Annotated in this window: 14 protein-coding genes; 8 read left to right on the top strand and 6 right to left on the bottom strand. The window is 72.4% G+C overall.

The features are described from left to right. Positions 1-274: 274 nt before the first annotated feature. Complete coding sequence (locus ACFWXO_RS15505; RefSeq protein ID WP_375886472.1) at positions 275-1,468, bottom strand: glycine C-acetyltransferase; 1,194 nt, start codon at positions 1,466-1,468, stop codon at positions 275-277. A gap of 66 nt (positions 1,469-1,534) precedes the next feature. Further along, the gene (gene tdh, locus ACFWXO_RS15510; protein ID WP_380409431.1) at positions 1,535-2,563 is read right to left on the bottom strand and encodes an L-threonine 3-dehydrogenase; all 1,029 of its coding nucleotides are present in this window, start codon (positions 2,561-2,563) and stop codon (positions 1,535-1,537) included. A 456-nt stretch (positions 2,564-3,019) separates the two neighbouring features. Between tdh and ACFWXO_RS15515 the strand changes: the two genes are divergently transcribed. Beyond that, entirely contained in the window at positions 3,020-4,417 is a 1,398-nt protein-coding gene (locus ACFWXO_RS15515) for a serine hydrolase domain-containing protein (RefSeq protein WP_380524437.1), read from the top strand. Between the two features lie 74 nt (positions 4,418-4,491). On the opposite strand, the gene ACFWXO_RS15520 is transcribed toward ACFWXO_RS15515, so the two are convergent. After that, positions 4,492-5,553, bottom strand: a complete 1,062-nt coding sequence (locus ACFWXO_RS15520) for an ATP-dependent DNA ligase (protein WP_380524438.1) — start codon at positions 5,551-5,553, stop codon at positions 4,492-4,494. Between the two features lie 66 nt (positions 5,554-5,619). Here ACFWXO_RS15520 and ligD point away from each other — a divergent pair, with 66 nt between their 5' ends. Genes ligD through ACFWXO_RS15535 form a run of 3 tightly spaced genes read left to right on the top strand, consistent with a single transcriptional unit; the run spans position 5,620 to position 7,970 of the window. After that, positions 5,620-6,633, top strand: coding sequence for a non-homologous end-joining DNA ligase (gene ligD / locus ACFWXO_RS15525; RefSeq protein WP_380524439.1), 1,014 nt, complete (start codon positions 5,620-5,622; stop codon positions 6,631-6,633). 40 nt (positions 6,634-6,673) lie between these two features. Continuing rightward, on the top strand, positions 6,674-7,273 hold the full coding sequence (locus ACFWXO_RS15530; RefSeq protein ID WP_380524440.1) for a class I SAM-dependent methyltransferase: 600 nt from the start codon (positions 6,674-6,676) through the stop codon (positions 7,271-7,273). 46 nt (positions 7,274-7,319) lie between these two features. Beyond that, a complete protein-coding gene (locus tag ACFWXO_RS15535; protein ID WP_380524457.1) occupies positions 7,320-7,970 on the top strand; it encodes a GNAT family N-acetyltransferase in 651 nt (216 codons plus the stop codon). A 15-nt stretch (positions 7,971-7,985) separates the two neighbouring features. On the opposite strand, the gene ACFWXO_RS15540 is transcribed toward ACFWXO_RS15535, so the two are convergent. From ACFWXO_RS15540 to ACFWXO_RS15550, 3 genes are read right to left on the bottom strand one after another with little or no spacing between them, the layout of a single operon-like run. After that, positions 7,986-8,456 (bottom strand): hypothetical protein, encoded by a 471-nt coding sequence (locus tag ACFWXO_RS15540; RefSeq protein WP_380524442.1) that lies wholly within the window; start codon positions 8,454-8,456, stop codon positions 7,986-7,988. Then, the gene (locus ACFWXO_RS15545) at positions 8,449-8,943 is read right to left on the bottom strand and encodes a hypothetical protein (protein WP_380524443.1); all 495 of its coding nucleotides are present in this window, start codon (positions 8,941-8,943) and stop codon (positions 8,449-8,451) included. The genes ACFWXO_RS15540 and ACFWXO_RS15545 overlap by 8 nt, the downstream gene beginning before the upstream one ends. After that, positions 8,944-10,146 carry an 8-amino-7-oxononanoate synthase gene (locus ACFWXO_RS15550; protein ID WP_380524444.1) on the bottom strand — a complete coding sequence of 401 codons (1,203 nt, stop codon included), beginning with the start codon at positions 10,144-10,146 and terminating at the stop codon, positions 8,944-8,946. Positions 10,147-10,372: 226 nt separating this feature from the next. Here ACFWXO_RS15550 and ACFWXO_RS15555 point away from each other — a divergent pair, with 226 nt between their 5' ends. The 4 genes from ACFWXO_RS15555 to ACFWXO_RS15570 all read left to right on the top strand — a co-directional run bounded on the left by ACFWXO_RS15555 (position 10,373) and on the right by ACFWXO_RS15570 (position 16,589). Beyond that, positions 10,373-10,822 carry a hypothetical protein gene (locus ACFWXO_RS15555; RefSeq protein WP_380524445.1) on the top strand — a complete coding sequence of 150 codons (450 nt, stop codon included), beginning with the start codon at positions 10,373-10,375 and terminating at the stop codon, positions 10,820-10,822. Positions 10,823-10,854: 32 nt separating this feature from the next. Further along, on the top strand, positions 10,855-13,089 hold the full coding sequence (locus tag ACFWXO_RS15560) for a hypothetical protein (RefSeq protein ID WP_380524446.1): 2,235 nt from the start codon (positions 10,855-10,857) through the stop codon (positions 13,087-13,089). Between the two features lie 209 nt (positions 13,090-13,298). Further along, complete coding sequence (locus tag ACFWXO_RS15565; RefSeq protein WP_380524447.1) at positions 13,299-14,033, top strand: hypothetical protein; 735 nt, start codon at positions 13,299-13,301, stop codon at positions 14,031-14,033. A gap of 63 nt (positions 14,034-14,096) precedes the next feature. After that, entirely contained in the window at positions 14,097-16,589 is a 2,493-nt protein-coding gene (locus ACFWXO_RS15570) for a DEAD/DEAH box helicase (RefSeq protein ID WP_375886633.1), read from the top strand. Positions 16,590-16,708: the final 119 nt, after the last annotated feature.

Raw genomic sequence — 16,708 nt, forward strand, 5'->3', positions numbered from 1 at the left:
CTGCAGCCGGGGGGGCCGCGGCGGGCCGGGGGCCGCGCCCCCCCGCGCGGCCCCCCCCCCCCCCCCCCGAGGCGGGAGGGTGGGGCAGTTGGTCTTCGGGCCGCGCGGCGGTGGCGAATCGATTCACCACCACCGCAGCGCGGTGGTGAGCCCGCGGGGACGGGCCGGTTCCGAGCGGCTCGGCCCCGCGGGCGGCTTGTGGGGTCAACCCCTCGTGGGACTCAACCCCTCGTGGGGGTCGGGCCCTTCGTCGGGATCGGGCCCCGCGCGGGGGTCAGCCCTCCAGCGCGGCGCGGGCGTCCACGAAGGCGGCGACGGCGCGCTCGACGTCCTCGGTGGAGTGGGCCGCGGAGAGCTGCACCCGGATCCGGGCGGCGCCGTGCGGGACCACCGGGTACGAGAAGCCGATCACGTACACGCCGCGCTCCAGCAGGAGTTCGGCCAGGCGGCCGGCCTTCGCCGCGTCGCCGATCATCACCGGGGCGATCGGGTGGTCGCCCGGCAGGATCTCGAACCCGGCCTCGGTCATCTTCGAGCGGAACAGCGCGGTGTTGGCCGCCAGCCGCTCGCGCAGCTCGTTGGACTGCTCGACCAGGTCGAGCACCTTCAACGAGGCGGCCGCGATCACCGGGGCCAGCGAGTTGGAGAACAGGTACGGGCGGGAGCGCTGGCGCAGCAGGGCGACGATCTCCCGGCGGGCGGCGACGTAGCCGCCGGAGGCGCCCCCGAGCGCCTTGCCCAGGGTGCCGGTGATGATGTCCACCCGGTCCATCACGCCGTGCAGTTCGGGGGTGCCCCGGCCGCCGGCGCCGACGAAGCCGACGGCGTGCGAGTCGTCGACCATGACCATGGCGTCGTAGCGGTCGGCCAGGTCGCAGATCTCGCGCAGCGGGGCGACGTAGCCGTCCATCGAGAAGACGCCGTCGGTGACGATCAGGCGGCGGCGGGCGTCCTGGGTCTCCTTGAGCTGCTGCTCCAGGTCGGCCAGGTCGCGGTTGGCGTAGCGGTGGCGGCGGGCCTTGCTGAGCCGGATGCCGTCGATGATGCTGGCGTGGTTGAGCGCGTCGGAGATGACGGCGTCGCGGTCGTCCAGCAGGGTCTCGAAGACGCCGCCGTTGGCGTCGAAGCACGAGGAGTAGAGGATGGTGTCCTCCTGGCCGAGGAAGGCCGAGAGGCGCTCCTCCAGCTCCTTGTGCACGTCCTGGGTGCCGCAGATGAAGCGCACCGAGGCCATGCCGTAGCCCCAGCGGTCCAGCGCGTCCTTGGCCGCGGCGAGCACCTCGGGGTGGTCGGCCAGGCCGAGGTAGTTGTTGGCGCAGAAGTTGAGCACCTCGCCGGGGCGGCCGCCGGAGGTGACGGTGACCTCGGCGCTCTGCGGGCTGCCGATCACCCGCTCCGGCTTGAACAGGCCGGCCTCGCGGATCTCGTCGAGGGTGGTGGCGATGTCGGCGCGCACGTTGTCGAACACGGGCAGACTCCTAGTCGTAGCGGCGGGGCGGCGGATCGGCGGGCTCGGGCAGGGCTCAGACGGTGCTCAGGCGGTCCAGTCGAGGATGATCTTGCCGCAGTTGCCGCTCGCGGCGTCGTCGAAGGCGGCCTCGAACTCGGTGGCGGCGTAGCGGCCGGTGATCACCGGGCTGAGGTCCAGGCCGCCCTCCAGCAGCACCGACATCGCGTACCAGGTCTCGAACATCTCGCGGCCGTAGATGCCCTTGATGGTGATCATCGAGGTGACGATCGAGGCCCAGTCCACCGGGAAGGCCTCGGCCGGCAGGCCCAGCATGGCGATCTTGCCGCCGTGGGTCATGTTGGCGATCATCGACTGCATCGCCTCGGGGCGGCCGGACATCTCCAGGCCGACGTCGAAGCCCTCGCGCAGGCCCAGCTTCTGCTGGCCCTCCTCGATGGTGTGCTCGGCGACGTTGAGCGCCAGCGTCACGCCGACCCGGCGGGCCAGGTCGAGGCGGTACGGGGAGACGTCGGTGATCATCACGTTGCGGGCGCCGGCGTGCTTGGCGACGGCGGCCGCCATGATGCCGATCGGGCCGGCGCCGGTGACCAGCACGTCCTCGCCGACCAGCGGGAAGGACAGCGCGGTGTGCACGGCGTTGCCGAAGGGGTCGAAGATCGCGGCCACGTCGAGGTCCACCGGCACCCGGTGCACCCAGACGTTGGAGGCGGGCAGCGCCACGTACTCGGCGAAGGCGCCGTCCCGGTTCACGCCCAGGCCGACGGTGTTGCGGCACAGGTGGCGGCGGCCGGCCAGGCAGTTGCGGCACTTGCCGCAGACCAGGTGGCCCTCACCGCTGACCAGGTCGCCGATCGCGATGTCCGCGACGCCGGCGCCGAGCTCGGCGACCTCGCCGACGAACTCGTGGCCGAGCACCAGCGGGGTCTTGATCGTCTGCTGCGCCCAGCCGTCCCACTTGCGGATGTGCAGGTCGGTGCCGCAGATGCCGGTGCGCAGCACCTTGATCAGCACCTCGCCCGGGCCGATCTCGGGCTTCGGGACGTCGATCATCCAGAGGCCGGGCTCGGCATGCTGCTTGACGAGTGCCTTCACGGGAGACGGCTCCTGACGTGCTGATCGGGGACGGCCTTCGAGGGTCGGGCAGGCCGGTGGCTCGGTTCGGCCGCTCCTGACGGGCACGCTCCGGCAAGCAGAAATCTGCCTGGTGGGAGGGGGTGCGGTCCATCGAGGAATTCTTAAGGGCGGCCACAGCTGGGCTAAACGATCGTGCCCGAGCTGGGCCCGGGGGCGGGTGCGGCGTGCCGGTGCTCACCCGTCCGGCCGAGCGCGCGGCACCCGCGACGACACCAACCGGCCGTACCGGCGGGGTACTTGACAACGATCCGCCAGTGGGAGCGGGCCAGTCGGGTGGGGTTGGGTCCGTTCGGGCCAGCCCGGCCGCCACCGGCGCGCGGGTGTTCGAGGGCGGTGCTTACGGTGGCGACGCTCCCCCACGGCCCCGTGGAGCAGCGCTCCGGGGCCCTTCGCCGCAGAGAGGCGCCCCACTCCATGACCAACACCCGACGGCCCCGCCCGGCCGCTCCCCGCTCCGCCCGGCTGGCCGCAGGAGCCGCCCTCGCACTGGCCGGCCTGCTGGCCGCCACCGCCTGCTCCGGAGAGTCGACGCCCGCCCGGCAGGCCGCCGAGCCTGCGGTCACCGCCGAACCGGCCGCGCTCAGCCCGTCCCCCGGCAACTCCCCCTCGGGGAGCGCCTCCTCGAACGCGGTGGTGCAGCTGACCCCGGCCGTCGGCGCCAAGCTGGACGCCGCGATCCAGTCCGTGCTCAAGCAGAACTCGGTGCCCGGCATCTCGGTCGGGATCATCACGCCGGGCGGCACGTACCAGAAGTCCTTCGGCGTCTCCGACAAGACCGCCAACACGCCGATGGACCCCGGGCTGTTCACCCGCATCGGCAGCGAGAGCAAGACCTTCACCGCGACCGCCGTGCTGCGCCTGGTGGACCAGGGCAAGGTGGCGCTGGACGACCCGATCTCCAAGTACGTGGACGGCGTCCCCGGCGGCGACGGGATCACCGTGCGCCAGCTCGGCGAGATGCGCAGCGGCCTGTTCCCGTACAGCTCCGACCCGGACTTCGTGAACACCCTGATCGGCGACCCGAACCACGTGTTCACCCCGGACCAGCTGCTCGCCTACGGCTACAAGCACCCCGCCGTGTTCCCGCCCGGGCAGCGGTTCCAGTACAACAACAGCAACTACATCATCCTGGGCAAGCTGATCGAGAAGGTCGGCGGGCAGAGCGCGGGCGACTTCCTCCAGGCCCAGGTGTTCACGCCCGCCTCGCTGGCCAAGACGAGCTTCCCCACCGACGGGACGCTCCCCGACCCGCACGCCCACGGCTACACCGACCAGACGCCCAACGGGGACATCCAGGACGCCACCAACTGGAACCCGTCCTGGGCCTGGACGGCCGGGGCCGTCATCACCCAGCTCGCCGACCTGGAGAGCTGGGCCAAGACCATGGCCACCGGCGCCATCATCAGCCCGGCCAGCCAGACCGAGCGGTTGAAGACCCTGCCCACCGGCGACCCCGGCGTCACCTACGGCTTCGGGCTGTTCGACAACAACGGCTGGATCGGGCACAACGGCTCGATGCCCGGTTACGAGAGCGTCGCGGTGTACATGCCGGAGGCCCAGGCCACCCTGGTGCTGCTGCTCAACACCGATGTGATCTCCCAGGGCCAGGAGCCGTCCACGCTGTTCGCGAACGCGATCACCAAGATCATCTCGCCGAACAACGTCTACGCGCTCCCGGCGGAGACCGCCGCGCCGTCGGCCCCGGCCTCGGGCGGCGCGTCCGGCTCGGTGTCCGGCTCCCCCTCGGCCGGCAGCTCCGGCAGCGGCGCGCCCTCGCTCCCGGGCAACGCCCCCACCACCGTGCGGGCCTGACCGCAGCGCGCGAGCAGAGCAGGAGGCCCGACCCGGTGCGAACGGGTCGGGCCTTCCGTACTCCCGACCGACCGTCAGATTCCCAGGACCTTGCCGAGGTCGTACGAGACCGGCTCCTCCAACTGCGCGTAGGTGCAGCTCTCCGGCGTGCGGTCCGGCCGCCAGCGGCGGAACTGGGCGGTGTGCCGGAAGCGGCTGCCCTCCATGTGGTCGTAGGCCACCTCGACCACCCGCTCGGGGCGCAGCGCGATCCAGGACAGGTCCTTGCCGCCGGTCCAGCGGCTGACCGCCCCCGGCAGCCGGCCCTCCGCGTGCGCGGACTCCTCCGCCCAGGCGCCCCAAGGGTGTTGGGCGAGGTCGTCGATCCTCAGCGGGGCCAGCTCCTCGACCAGTTCGCGCCGGCGCGCCATGGAGAAGGCGGCGCACACGCCGACGTGCTGCAACCGGCCCGCGTCGTCGTGGATGCCCAGCAGCAGCGAGCCGACCACCGGGCCGCTCTTGTGCTCGCGGTAGCCGGCCACCACGCAGTCGGCGGTGCGCTCGTGCTTGATCTTGTACATGGTCCGCTCGCCCGGCCGGTACGGCTGGTCCAGCGGCTTGGCCACCACGCCGTCCAACCCGGCGCCCTCGTACTCGGCGAACCAGGTCCGCGCCAGCTCGGCATCGGTCGAGGCCGGGGCGGTGAACACCGGGTCGGCGGCCCCGGCGAGCGCCGCCTCCAGGGCCGGGCGGCGCACCGACAGCGGCTCGTCCAGCAGCGAATCGTCGCCGAGGGCGAGCAGGTCGAAGGCCACGAAGGAGGCGGGCGTCCGCTCGGCGAGCAGCTTCACCCGGCTCGCCGCCGGGTGGATCCGCTCCAGCAGCTCCTCGAAGCGCAGCCGCCCGTCCCGGGCGATCACCACCTCGCCGTCCAGCACGCAGCGCGGCGGCAGCTCCCGCCGGAAGGCCTCCACCAGCTCGGGGAAGTACCTGGTCAGCGGCTTGCCGGTGCGGCTGCCCAGCTCCACCTCGTCGCCGTCGCGGAACACGATGCTACGGAAGCCGTCCCACTTGGCCTCGTACTGCATCCCCGGCGGGATCCCCGCCACCGACTTGGCGAGCATCGGGGCCACCGGCGGCATCACGGGCAGGTCCATGCGTCCCAGCCTGGCGCGGTTCGCCCCGGGGCGCGCGCCGGGCACGGCGCCCTTAGCGTGAGAGGCATGGGCACAGCCGTCGAACTGGAAGTCGCCGGGCGCACCGTCCGGCTGTCCAATCCGGACAAGGTGTACTACCCCGAGCGCGGCTTCACAAAGTTGGACGTCGCCCAGTACTACCTGGCCGTCGCCGACGGGGTGCTGCACGGGCTGCGCGACCGGCCCACCACCCTCCAGCGCTTCCCCGACGGGGTCGACGGCGAGTTCTTCTACCAGAAACGCGCCCCCAAGGGCCTGCCGGACTGGCTGCCCACCGCCCGGATCGAGTTCCCCAGCGGCCGCTCCGCCGACGAGATCTGCCCCACCGAACCGGCCGCCGTGCTGTGGGCCGCCAACCTGGGCTGCCTCACCTTCCACCCCTGGCCGGTCCGGCGCGGCGACACCGACCACATCGACGAACTGCGCATCGACCTCGACCCGCAGCCCGGCACCGACTTCCACGACGCCGTCCGCGCCGCCCACGAACTGCGCGCCCTGCTGGCGGAACACGGGCTGCGCGGCTGGCCCAAGTCCTCCGGCGGGCGCGGCCTGCACGTCTACGTCCCGCTGGTGCCCGAGTGGACCTTCACCGACGGGCGGCACGCCGTGATCGCCCTCGGCCGGGTGCTGGAACAGCGGATGCCCGGGAAGGTCACCACCGCCTGGTGGAAGGAGGAACGCGGCGAACGCATCTTCGTCGACTACAACCAGATGGCCCGCGACCGCACCATCGCCTCCGCCTACTCGCTGCGCGCCCGCCCCCGCGCCACCGCCTCCGCCCCGCTGCACTGGGACGAACTCGACGACGCCTCCCCCGAGGACTTCGACCTGCGGACCGTCCCCGCCCGCTTCGCCGAACTCGGCGACCCCAACGCGGAGATGGCGGACCACGCGTACCGGCTGGAGGCCCTGCTGGAGCTCTACGACAAGCAGCTGCACGACGAGGGCCTCGGCGAACTCCCCTACCCGCCCGACCACCCCAAGGCCGCCGGCGAACCGCCCCGGGTGCAGCCCAGTCGGGCCCGCAGGAAGCCGGCCTGACACGCCCAGGGGCCGTCACGGGCCCGTCTAGTCTGACCGGATGCCCTTCGACCACAACGACCACTACCACCGGCCACTGCTGCGCCGCGTGCCGCCCGGCGCCCGCCGCGCCCTGGACGTCGGCTGCGGGACCGGCCGCTTCGCCCGGGCGCTCGCCCGCCGGGGCCTGGAGGTGGACGCCGTCGACCGGGACGAGGCCGTGCTGGCGGCCGCCCGCGCCGCCGACGGGCCCACCGGCATCCACTACCGGCGGAGCGACCTCGCCGAACTCCACCTGCCGCCCGGCCACTACGACGTCATCTCCTGCCTGGCCAGCCTCCACCACCTCCCGCTGGACACCCTGGCCCGGCTGCGCGAGGCGCTCGCGCCCGGCGGGGTCCTGGTGGTGCTCGGCTGCTACCGCGAGGCCACCGTCCGGGACCGGCTGGTCAGCCTGGCCGCCGTCCCGGTGAACGCGCTCTGCCGCCTCGCCGTCCACCTGCGCGAACGCGGCGCCCCGCCCGCGGTCGTCCCGGCCCCGGTGATGTGGCCGCGGACCACGCTCGCCGAGGTGCGGGCGTACGCCGCCCGGGAGCTGCCGGGGTACGCGCTGCGGCAACTGCTGTTCTGGCGCTACCTGTTGGTCTGGCGGCGCGACTAGGCTGACGGGGCTGACGATCATCGACCACGACGGGACGGGATGCGTGATGGGGACGCGGGGGCTGGCGGAGATCCTGGCGGACGCGGCGGGCGGGGTGTTCCCGCCGCCGGACGGCTCGGTGACGGTGGTGCCGCAGCCCTCGCCGCGCGAGGCCGGGGTGATCGCCTTCGCCGCGCACGCCGTGGTGTTCACCGACCAGGACCCGGACTGGGTGCACACCGCACTCGCCGCCGCCCCGGGCGACCCGCTGTCCGCACCGCTCTGCCCGCCCTTCCTCACCGCCTTCGCCGAGCGCACCGGACGGACCGTCAACAACATCGACCTGCTCTCCGTCGCCGACCGCCTCCCGGGCGGTCCGCCGCTGCCGCTCCGCCCGGTCGAGGACCGCGAACACCCGCGCGTGGTCCGGGCGTTGCGCTACCGCGAGGACGTCCGGGTGTACGAGGCCGACGGCGGCGTGCTCATCCTGGGCCGGGGCGTGGCCGGCCGCTGGGAGTCCGCCGTCGAGGTCGACCCGCATGCCCAGGGCCGGGGCCTCGGCCGCGCCCTCGCCACCGCCGCCCGCCACCTGCTGCCGGAGGGCGAGGTCGTCTGGGCCCAGCAGGCCCCCGGCAACGCCCCCAGCGTCCGCGCCTTCCAGGCCGCCGGCTACCGCCCGGCCGGCGCGGAGGCCCTGCTGGTGCTCGGGCAGCCGTAGGGCGCGGTCCCGGGGTCAGCGCACCAGGACCTGGTCGGCCGCCCGGTCGTACCCGAGGAACGGGCCGGTGCCCGCCGCGTACGTCGGTACCGATCTGCCCAGCCGCCGCCCGACCGCGGCCAGGAAGCCGCACAGCACGTCCAGCCCTTCCTGGTCGCGGAGTTGTGCGACGTCGACGTCCAGGTCGATCCGCTCCGCACCGCCGAACCGGAACACCGCCCCCACCCCGGGGCCCGGCCGCACGCTCAGCACCGGCCGCGCGGCCCCGCCCCGCGGCCAGGTCAGCACCTCCTCGGCCCGTGGCAGCGCCGTCTCGAAGCAGCCCACGAGGAACCGTCGCTCCCAGCCCCGCTCCACCACCAGGTCCAGCAGCGCCTGCCAGTCCGCCGCTGTGGTGTCGGCGATGCCCTCGCCGGGCAGCCAGCCGTCGGCGGCCGGATCGAGCAGCCACCCGGCGTGGTCCGCCCAGCGCAGCGGCTCAGCCATCCCTGTGCTCCGCGCGCAGCAGGACGACACGGTCGGCCTCGGGGTCGTACCCGATCATCGGGCAGTTCGGGTAGCCACCCTCGGCGTACATCACCACCGGCTTGCCCAGCCGCTGCCCGATCGCGGTCAGGAAGGCGCAGAGGACGTCCAGGCGCTCCTGCCCCTGGAGCTCCAGGAGCGAGACGTCGAAGTCGATCGCCTCGGCGGCGTAGAACCGGAAGATCGCGCACACCTCCGCGGTCGGCCGCACCACCAGGCTCGGGCACTCCGCGTCGTCCGGGCGCGCCAGCACCGCCGCGGCCGCCGGAAGCGGCCGGACGGCGTCGCCCTCGTCGTACTCGTACGCCCAGCCCCGTTCCCGGACGAGGTCGAGCAGCAGCTGCCAGTCGGCCGCCGTGGTGCTGTCCACCATCACGTCCGGCAGCGTCCCCCCGTCGCTCGGGTCGAACATGTTCGCCACGTCGTCCCAGACCAGCGACTCGGCCATCTACGCCCTCCGGGCGCCCGCCGGGGCCAGGTCGGCGATGGTGCGGACGGCGTCGGCGATCTGCTGGTCCGTGAGGTCCCCGCGGGCGGTCAGGCGGAGGCGGGAGATGCCGTCCGGGACGGACGGGGGGCGGAAGCAGCCCACGGCGAGGCCCGCGCGGAGGCAGTCGGCGGCCCAGGCGACGGCGGCCTCCGGGCCCGGGGCGCGGACCGAGACCACGGCCGCGTCGGGTTCGCAGGCGTGCAGGCCGGCGGCGGTGAGGCGGGCGGAGAGCGTGCGGGCGACCTCGCGGGCGCGGTCGGCGCGCTGCGGTTCGGCGCGCAGCAGGCGCAGCGCGGCGAGGGCGGCGCCGGCGGCGGCCGGGGCGAGGCCGGTGTCGAAGATGAAGGTGCGGGCCGTCTCGGTCAGGTGCCGGACGACCCGGCGCGGGCCGAGGACGGCGCCGCCCTGGGAGCCGAGCGACTTCGACAGGGTGACGGTGGCGACGGTGTCCGGCTGCCCGGCCAGCCCGGCGGCGGCCAGTGCGCCGCGCCCGCCGGGGCCGAGCACGCCCAGCCCGTGGGCGTCGTCCACCAGCAGCGCGGCCCCGCCGGCCCGGGTGGCCTCGGAGAGTGCGCGCAGCGGTGCCGCGTCGCCGTCCACCGAGAACACCGAGTCGCTGACCACGAGGGCCCGCCGCTGCTGCCGCCCGGCCAGCACCTCGGCCACCGCGGCCGGGTCGCTGTGCGGGGCGCGGTGGACGTCGGCGCGGGCCAGCCGGCAGCCGTCGATCAGGGAGGCGTGGTTGTAGGCGTCGGAGACGATCAGGGTGTCCGGGTCGGTCAGCGCGGTCAGTGCGGCGAGGTTGGCCGTGTACCCGGAGGAGAACACCAGCGCGGCCTCGACGCCGCAGAACTCGGCGAGTTCCTGCTCCAGTTCGGTGTGCAGCGCGGTCGTCCCGGTGACCAGCCGGGATCCGGTCGACCCCCCGCCCCAGCGCAGCGCCGCCTCCGCCGCGGCGCCGGTCACCGCCGGGTGCCTGGTCAGCCCGAGGTAGTCGTTGCCCGCGAGGTCCAGGACCGCGTCCTCGGCGCGCCGGCTGCGCAGCGTGCGGGTCAGTCCGGCGTCGGCGCGCAGTGCGGCGGCCTCGTCGAGCCAGTCGAAGACGTGTGCGGGGGCGGGCCCGGCGGCGGGGCGGGGCTGGGAGGCGAGGGGGTGGGCCATGCCCGGCACTCTGGCACGGGCGGCGAGAGCGGGGCAATGTGCGACTCGGCACAGCTCAGCCGGGTTTTCTTGTCGCCGTCCACTCCCTGTTCATCTGCTGTCAATCAGAGGAACACTATTCGTTTCCTTGGGCGCCCCGCATCAGCTCCTACTTTCGACACCTCCCACCGGAACGGCAAAACTTTCGGGTACGCTCCATGCCGATCTGCACCTGGGGGGTGGGCACGTGACAGACCTCGAGTTCGAGCGTCGAATGAATCCTTGGCTCTTCGACGACAAGGGCAATCTGACCGAAGAAGCCAAGAAGCAGTTTCCGGACCTGGCAGGCGGCAACGCCGCCCCCGTCTCCCTGAACCCGGCAGGCGGCGGCGCAGCCGTGACGGTCAACACCGGAGTGCTTCACCAGGCCGCCCAGAACGCCTTCGCGCTACGGGACTCCGTCAAGTCCGAGTGCACCCAACCCGGCGACCACGTCACCGCCGCGGCCGGCGCGCTGAAAGGGTGGTCCCTCGGCGGCGCGCTCACCGGTTCATGGGGGACGTGGTCGAGCCAGGCCGACTCCCTGAAGGGTGCGGTGGGCGACATCGGCACGAACCTGCAGACCACCGCTCAGACGTACGACAAGACCGAGAGCGACATCCACGCCAGTTTCGCCAAGCCGCAGGCCCAGAACTAGCCACAGCGCAAGCGGGGGAAAGCAACACCATCATGGTGACATTCAGCCAGCTCCAACAGGTCGACCTCACCAGCCTCGACGCCGCCGCCGGCGACTTCGAGACCCTGGTCCGCACGTGGGACCTCACCCGGCGGATGCAGAACGAGGTCATCGGGACCGTCACCCAATCCGGCTGGCACGGTGACGCCGCCGGCCTCGCCAACGCCAAACTCACCTGGGCCCGCGACCAGATCCACGCCGCCTTCGAGGAGGCCTCGGCACTGGCCAAGACCCTTCGGGACGCCCACGCCGAGATCACGGCCGCCAAGCAGGACCTCACCAACGCGGTGCACAACGCCACCACCGCCGGTCTCACCGTCAGCGCCGAGGGCGGGGTGAGCTGGCCCGCGCCCACGACCGAGGTGGACAAGCGGGACCCGGAGTACGGCAAGAGCTGGAAGGCCAAGGCCGATTCCGCGGCCAAGGCCATCGGTGACGCGATCGACCGCGCCACCGAGGCCGACCTCGACGCCGCCAGAGCCCTGGGCGACGACACCGGCAGCGACGGCACCACCTTCAATGCCAACCCGGTCGGCGGCATACCGGAGGAGGAAGCCAAGGCGGCCACCTACATCCTCAGCCTCGGCAACAAGGCCAGCGACGCCGAACTCAAGCACCTCCAGAGCATCCTGGACCACCACAACAACGACCCACGGTTCGCCACGTCCTTCTACGGAAACCAGGACCCGGCGACCTTCATGGCCAAGTACGGCGCCATGGCACAGAGCGGGGACTACGCCAACAGCCCGGCCCGCTCCGCCGCGATCAAGGGCATCCAGCAGGACCTCGGCCTCACCCTGGCCACCGCGACCGACACCAAGAACCTGCCGCACGTCTCGGACGACTGGGAGACCAGGTTCCGGGCCGCGGGCGCCAAGCAGATACCCGTCCCGCCCGGCGCCGACCCCGCGCACAGCCCGTACGGCTACCAGATCATGGCCAATCTGCTGCGCAGCGGGAAGTACGACGCGCACTTCCTCGACCCGGTCGCCGCGCACGTCACCCAGTTGACCAACGAGAACCCGATGCGCTGGGACGCCGCGACGAAGGCCTCGTACCCTTTCACCGAGCTCAAGTTCATCGGCGTACCCGACAAGGACGGCAACATTCGGGGCATCAACCCGATGTCCGCCGTCCTGGACGCTCTCGGACACAGCCCGGAGGCGGCTACCAAGTTCTTCCATGACACTCCGACGACGTACAACCCCGACGGCACGGTCAAGAGCCACGGCGGCGAGAACACCTACCTCAAGATGCTCACCGACAACGGCTCCCGGTCACTCCTGCTCGACCAGCAGTACCCGCCCCGGCCGAACCCGGGCACCGCCGAACCCTTCGATGTCACCTCCCTGGGGCACGCCCTGGAGGCCGCGACCACGGGCCGCGCGTACGACGACGTGCACGGCAAGTTCCCTCCGCACACCAGCGACATGAACGCCGTCATGCAACAGGTCGTGACCAGGTTCGGCACCGGAGACGGTCCGGACCTCCTCCACGGCGGACTGTTCTCGAACCTCAACGGCAGCCTCGGCAACATGACCGCCAACTACATCGGCGACATCCAGGGCGCCCTGGAAGGACCGGGCTCCGCCTCCCACCTGTTCAGGACGGGCGAGGTCGAGCGCCTCCTCGGCACACTCGGCCGGGACCCGGACGCCTATGCCTCGATCGCTGCCGGGCAGCAGGCCTACACCACGGCCCAGATCCAGGACGTGCTGGCCCACCCCGAGCTGCACAAGGACCTGGCCGTGGCGGTCGAGAACATCGCCAAGCCGGCAGGTCAGGTCAACGGCCTCATCACGAGCGCCATGGTCGACGAGGTATACACCAAGCACGCCGCCAGTGATGCCGCGTACAACGCCGCCATCGACACCAAGCGGGAGCTCGCCGGCCAGCTCTGGTCGTTCGCCGGCGACGCCTTGAAGGAGCGGGCACCCCTGATCGGCGAGGGCATCGACAACGTGGCCAACCAGATCATGGACAACGTCGCCGCCGGGTACAAGGTGGACACCCACAATGCCGCGAGCGACGAGGCCGTGGATGCCAAGCAGCAGGCCGAGGCCAACGCCCAGCAGGCGATCGTCAACGCGGTGCGCGACGCCGGCCGCACAACGGGCGCCGACCCGAACTACATCAACGACGTGGCCCGCCGGGCCGCGCAAGAGGAGAACACCGGCTACGGCAGCGGCAGGGACTCCTTCGGCACCGCCTTCCCTAAGAAGAACTAGGGCCTGTCCGGCGGATCTTGGCAGATCAGCGCGCGGCGTTGGGCGCCCGGCTGGGCGTGCGCCCGAGTCGGCCTCGTACTGGACGTACTTGGGCGATTCGGGCGTGCGTCCAGGCGGGATGCCCGGCGTCGCGCGCCTGGCAAGATCCGCCGGACAGGCCCTAGACCCCCGGACGCCGCACCCCAGGCCACGACCGAGAGCGTTGAGACATGGTTGACGTCGCCCACATCGTCCCGCCGTCCCCGGACGACTCCCCCCGGCGCCGGTCCCGGGCCCGCCCCTGGCACGCCGCCGTCGCCCTCGCGGTGGCGGCGGCTGTGGGCGGCGGGCTGTGGGCCTGGAAACCGTGGCAGGAGGTGGACCTGCCGCAGAGCGCCTGTTGGGACCTGGTGACCAAGGACGAGCTCAGGGTGCTCGCGGGCCCGGACGGCCGTGGCTACGAGGGCGCCCACCAGGACCGGATGGCAACCCCGTCGGACCCGGTCAACGGCGACCGGTACGGCAAGTGCGAAGTCTGGTGGGCCGGGCAGCACACGACGGCCGACAGCCTTCTGTCGGCAACCGTCTCTCCCGCGTACGACGGGATCGACGCCGACCGGCAGAGGGACACCGGGGAGGCCGGTCGCACCGTGCCACTGGACTTCGGCCCCGACGCAGTCGGCTGGGTGGCCGACGCGGGCGGTGACAAGTCTCCCCAGGTGCGGTTGTACCTCCGGTGCGACGGTTACCAGCTGCCGGCGGAGCTTCGTAAGGGCGACGCCGCCCCGGCGTACGTGCAGGTCTCCGTCGACGGCGAGCCCTGGGTCTCCACCTCGCCCCGTGCCAGGATCCGGCAGACGTACGCCGATGTCGCGCTGAAGATCGCGCGGGCCGCCGCGGGCTCGTACAGGTGCACCAACACCCCTCGGCTCGCCGCCACCGCCCCCACCGTTCCCGTCGAGTGATCCCGGGCTTTGCCGGGGGTGGCGGCCAGCAGGCAAGATAGCCCGGTGACCCTCCTTGATCTGATGCCGAAGCCCGCCACTCCCGATGCGCTGTACGAGACCTTCGCGGCCTGGGCGGAGGAGCGCGGGATCACGCTGTACCCGGCGCAGGAGGAGGCGCTGATCGAGCTGGTCTCCGGGAACAACGTCATCCTGGCGACGCCGACCGGCTCGGGAAAGAGCCTGGTGGCGGCGGGTGCGCACTTCGCGGCGCTGGCGGAGGGGCAGCGGACCTTCTACACGGCGCCGATCAAGGCGCTGGTGTCGGAGAAGTTCTTCGACCTGGTGAAGATGTTCGGCACCGAGCAGGTCGGCATGATGACGGGTGACGCGAGCGTCAACCCGACCGCGCCGATCATCTGCTGCACGGCCGAGGTGCTGGCGCAGATCGCGCTGCGCGACGGTACCCGGGCGGACATCGGCCAGGTCGTCATGGACGAGTTCCACTTCTACGCCGAGCCGGACCGCGGCTGGGCCTGGCAGATCCCGCTGCTGGAGCTGCCGCAGGCGCAGTTCCTGCTGATGTCGGCGACGCTGGGCGACGTCCGCCGCTTCGAGGAGGACCTGACCCGCCGGACGGGCCGTCCGACCACGGTGGTGCGCAACGCGACCCGCCCGGTGCCGCTGTTCTACGAGTACCGGCGCACCAGCATGCACGACACCCTGGAGGAGCTGCTGCAGACCGGCCAGGCGCCGGTCTACGTCGTGCACTTCACCCAGAAGGAAGCGGTGGAGCGGGCCCAGTCGCTGATGAGCATCAACATGTGCTCGAAGGCGGAGAAGGAGGCCATCGCCGACCTGATCGGCGGCTTCCGCTTCACCACCAAGTTCGGCCGCAACCTGTCGCGTTTCGTCCGCCACGGCATCGGCGTGCACCACGCGGGCATGCTGCCGAAGTACCGCCGGCTGGTCGAACGCCTCGCCCAGGCAGGCCTGTTGAAGGTGATCTGCGGGACGGACACGCTCGGTGTGGGCGTCAACGTGCCGATCCGCACGGTGCTGTTCACCGCGCTGTCCAAGTACGACGGCCAGCGCGTGCGCATCCTGCGCGCCCGCGAGTTCCACCAGATCGCCGGGCGCGCGGGCCGGGCCGGCTTCGACACCGTGGGCCAGGTCGTGGCCCAGGCGCCGGAGCACGTGATCGAGAACGACAAGGCGATCGCCAAGGCCGGGGACGACCCGAAGAAGAAGCGCAAGGTGGTGCGGAAGAAGGCGCCCGAGGGCTTCGTCGGCTGGACCGAGGAGACCTTCGACAAGCTGATCGGCGCCGACCCGGAGCCGCTGGTCTCCCGGTTCAAGGTGAGCCACGCGATGCTGCTGTCGGTGATCGGCCGCCCGGGCAACGCCTTCGAGGCGATGCGCAAGCTGCTCACCGACAACCACGAGGACAAGGCGGCCCAGCGCCGCCACATCCGCACCGCGATCGCGATCTACCGCTCGCTGCTGGAGGGCGGCGTGGTCGAGCGCCTGCCGGAGCCGGACGCGGAGGGCCGGATCGTCCGCCTGACCCTGGACCTCCAGGAGAACTTCGCGCTCAACCAGCCGCTGTCCACCTTCGCGCTGGCCTCCTTCGAACTGCTCGACCCAACCTCCCCCGCCTACGCGATGGACGTCATCTCGGTGGTCGAGGCGACCCTCGACGACCCGCGCCAGATCCTCGCCGCCCAGCAGAACAAGGCGCGCGGCGAGGCCGTCGGCGAGATGAAGCGGGACGGCATCGAGTACGAGGAGCGGATGGAGCGGCTCCAGGAGATCACCTACCCGAAGCCGCTGGAGGAGCTGCTCACCCACGCGTACGAGGTGTACCGCCGGGCGCACCCGTGGATCGGCGACCACCAGCTCCAGCCGAAGTCCGTGGTGCGCGACCTGTACGAGCGGGCGATGACCTTCTCGGACTACGTCGGCTTCTACGAACTCGCCCGCACCGAGGGCATCGTGCTGCGCTACCTGGCCGGTGCGTACAAGGCGCTGGAGCAGACCGTCCCCGAGGACGTGAAGACGGACGACCTCAAGGACGTCATCGCCTGGCTCGGCGAGCTGGTCCGCCAGGTCGACTCCAGCCTGCTGGACGAGTGGGAGCAGCTGGCCAACCCGACCGAGGCGGCCACCGCCGAGGTCACCCTGGACGACAAGCCGGCGCCGGTGACGGCGAACGCCCGGGCGTTCCGGGTGCTGGTGCGCAACGAGCTGTTCCGCCGGGTGGAGCTGTGCGCCCTGGAGCACTGGGGCGCGCTCGGCGAGCTGGACGGCGAGTACGGCTGGGACGCGGACCGCTGGGCGGACGCCATGGACGGGTACTGGGACGAGTACGACGACCTGGGCACCGGCCCGAACGCGCGCGGCCCGAAGATGCTGATCATCGAGGAGGAGGACTCCGCCTGGAAGGTCCGGCAGATCTTCGACGACCCGGAGGGCGACCACGACTGGGGCATCAGCGCCGAGGTCGACCTGTACGGCTCGGACGAGGAGGGCCGGGCGGTCGTGCGGGTGACGGCGGTGGACCGGCTCGGCGGCTGACCTCCGCCTCCTGAACGGCCGGGGGGGGGGGGGGGCGGCGCGCCCGCGCCCGCCCCCCCCCCCCCCCCCCCCCCCCCGCCCCCCCCCCCCAACCACCACCCACACACCCCCCCCCCCCA

Origin of the sequence: Kitasatospora sp. NPDC059088 (assembly GCF_042738155.1) — a bacterium.
GTDB lineage: Bacteria > Actinomycetota > Actinomycetes > Streptomycetales > Streptomycetaceae > Kitasatospora.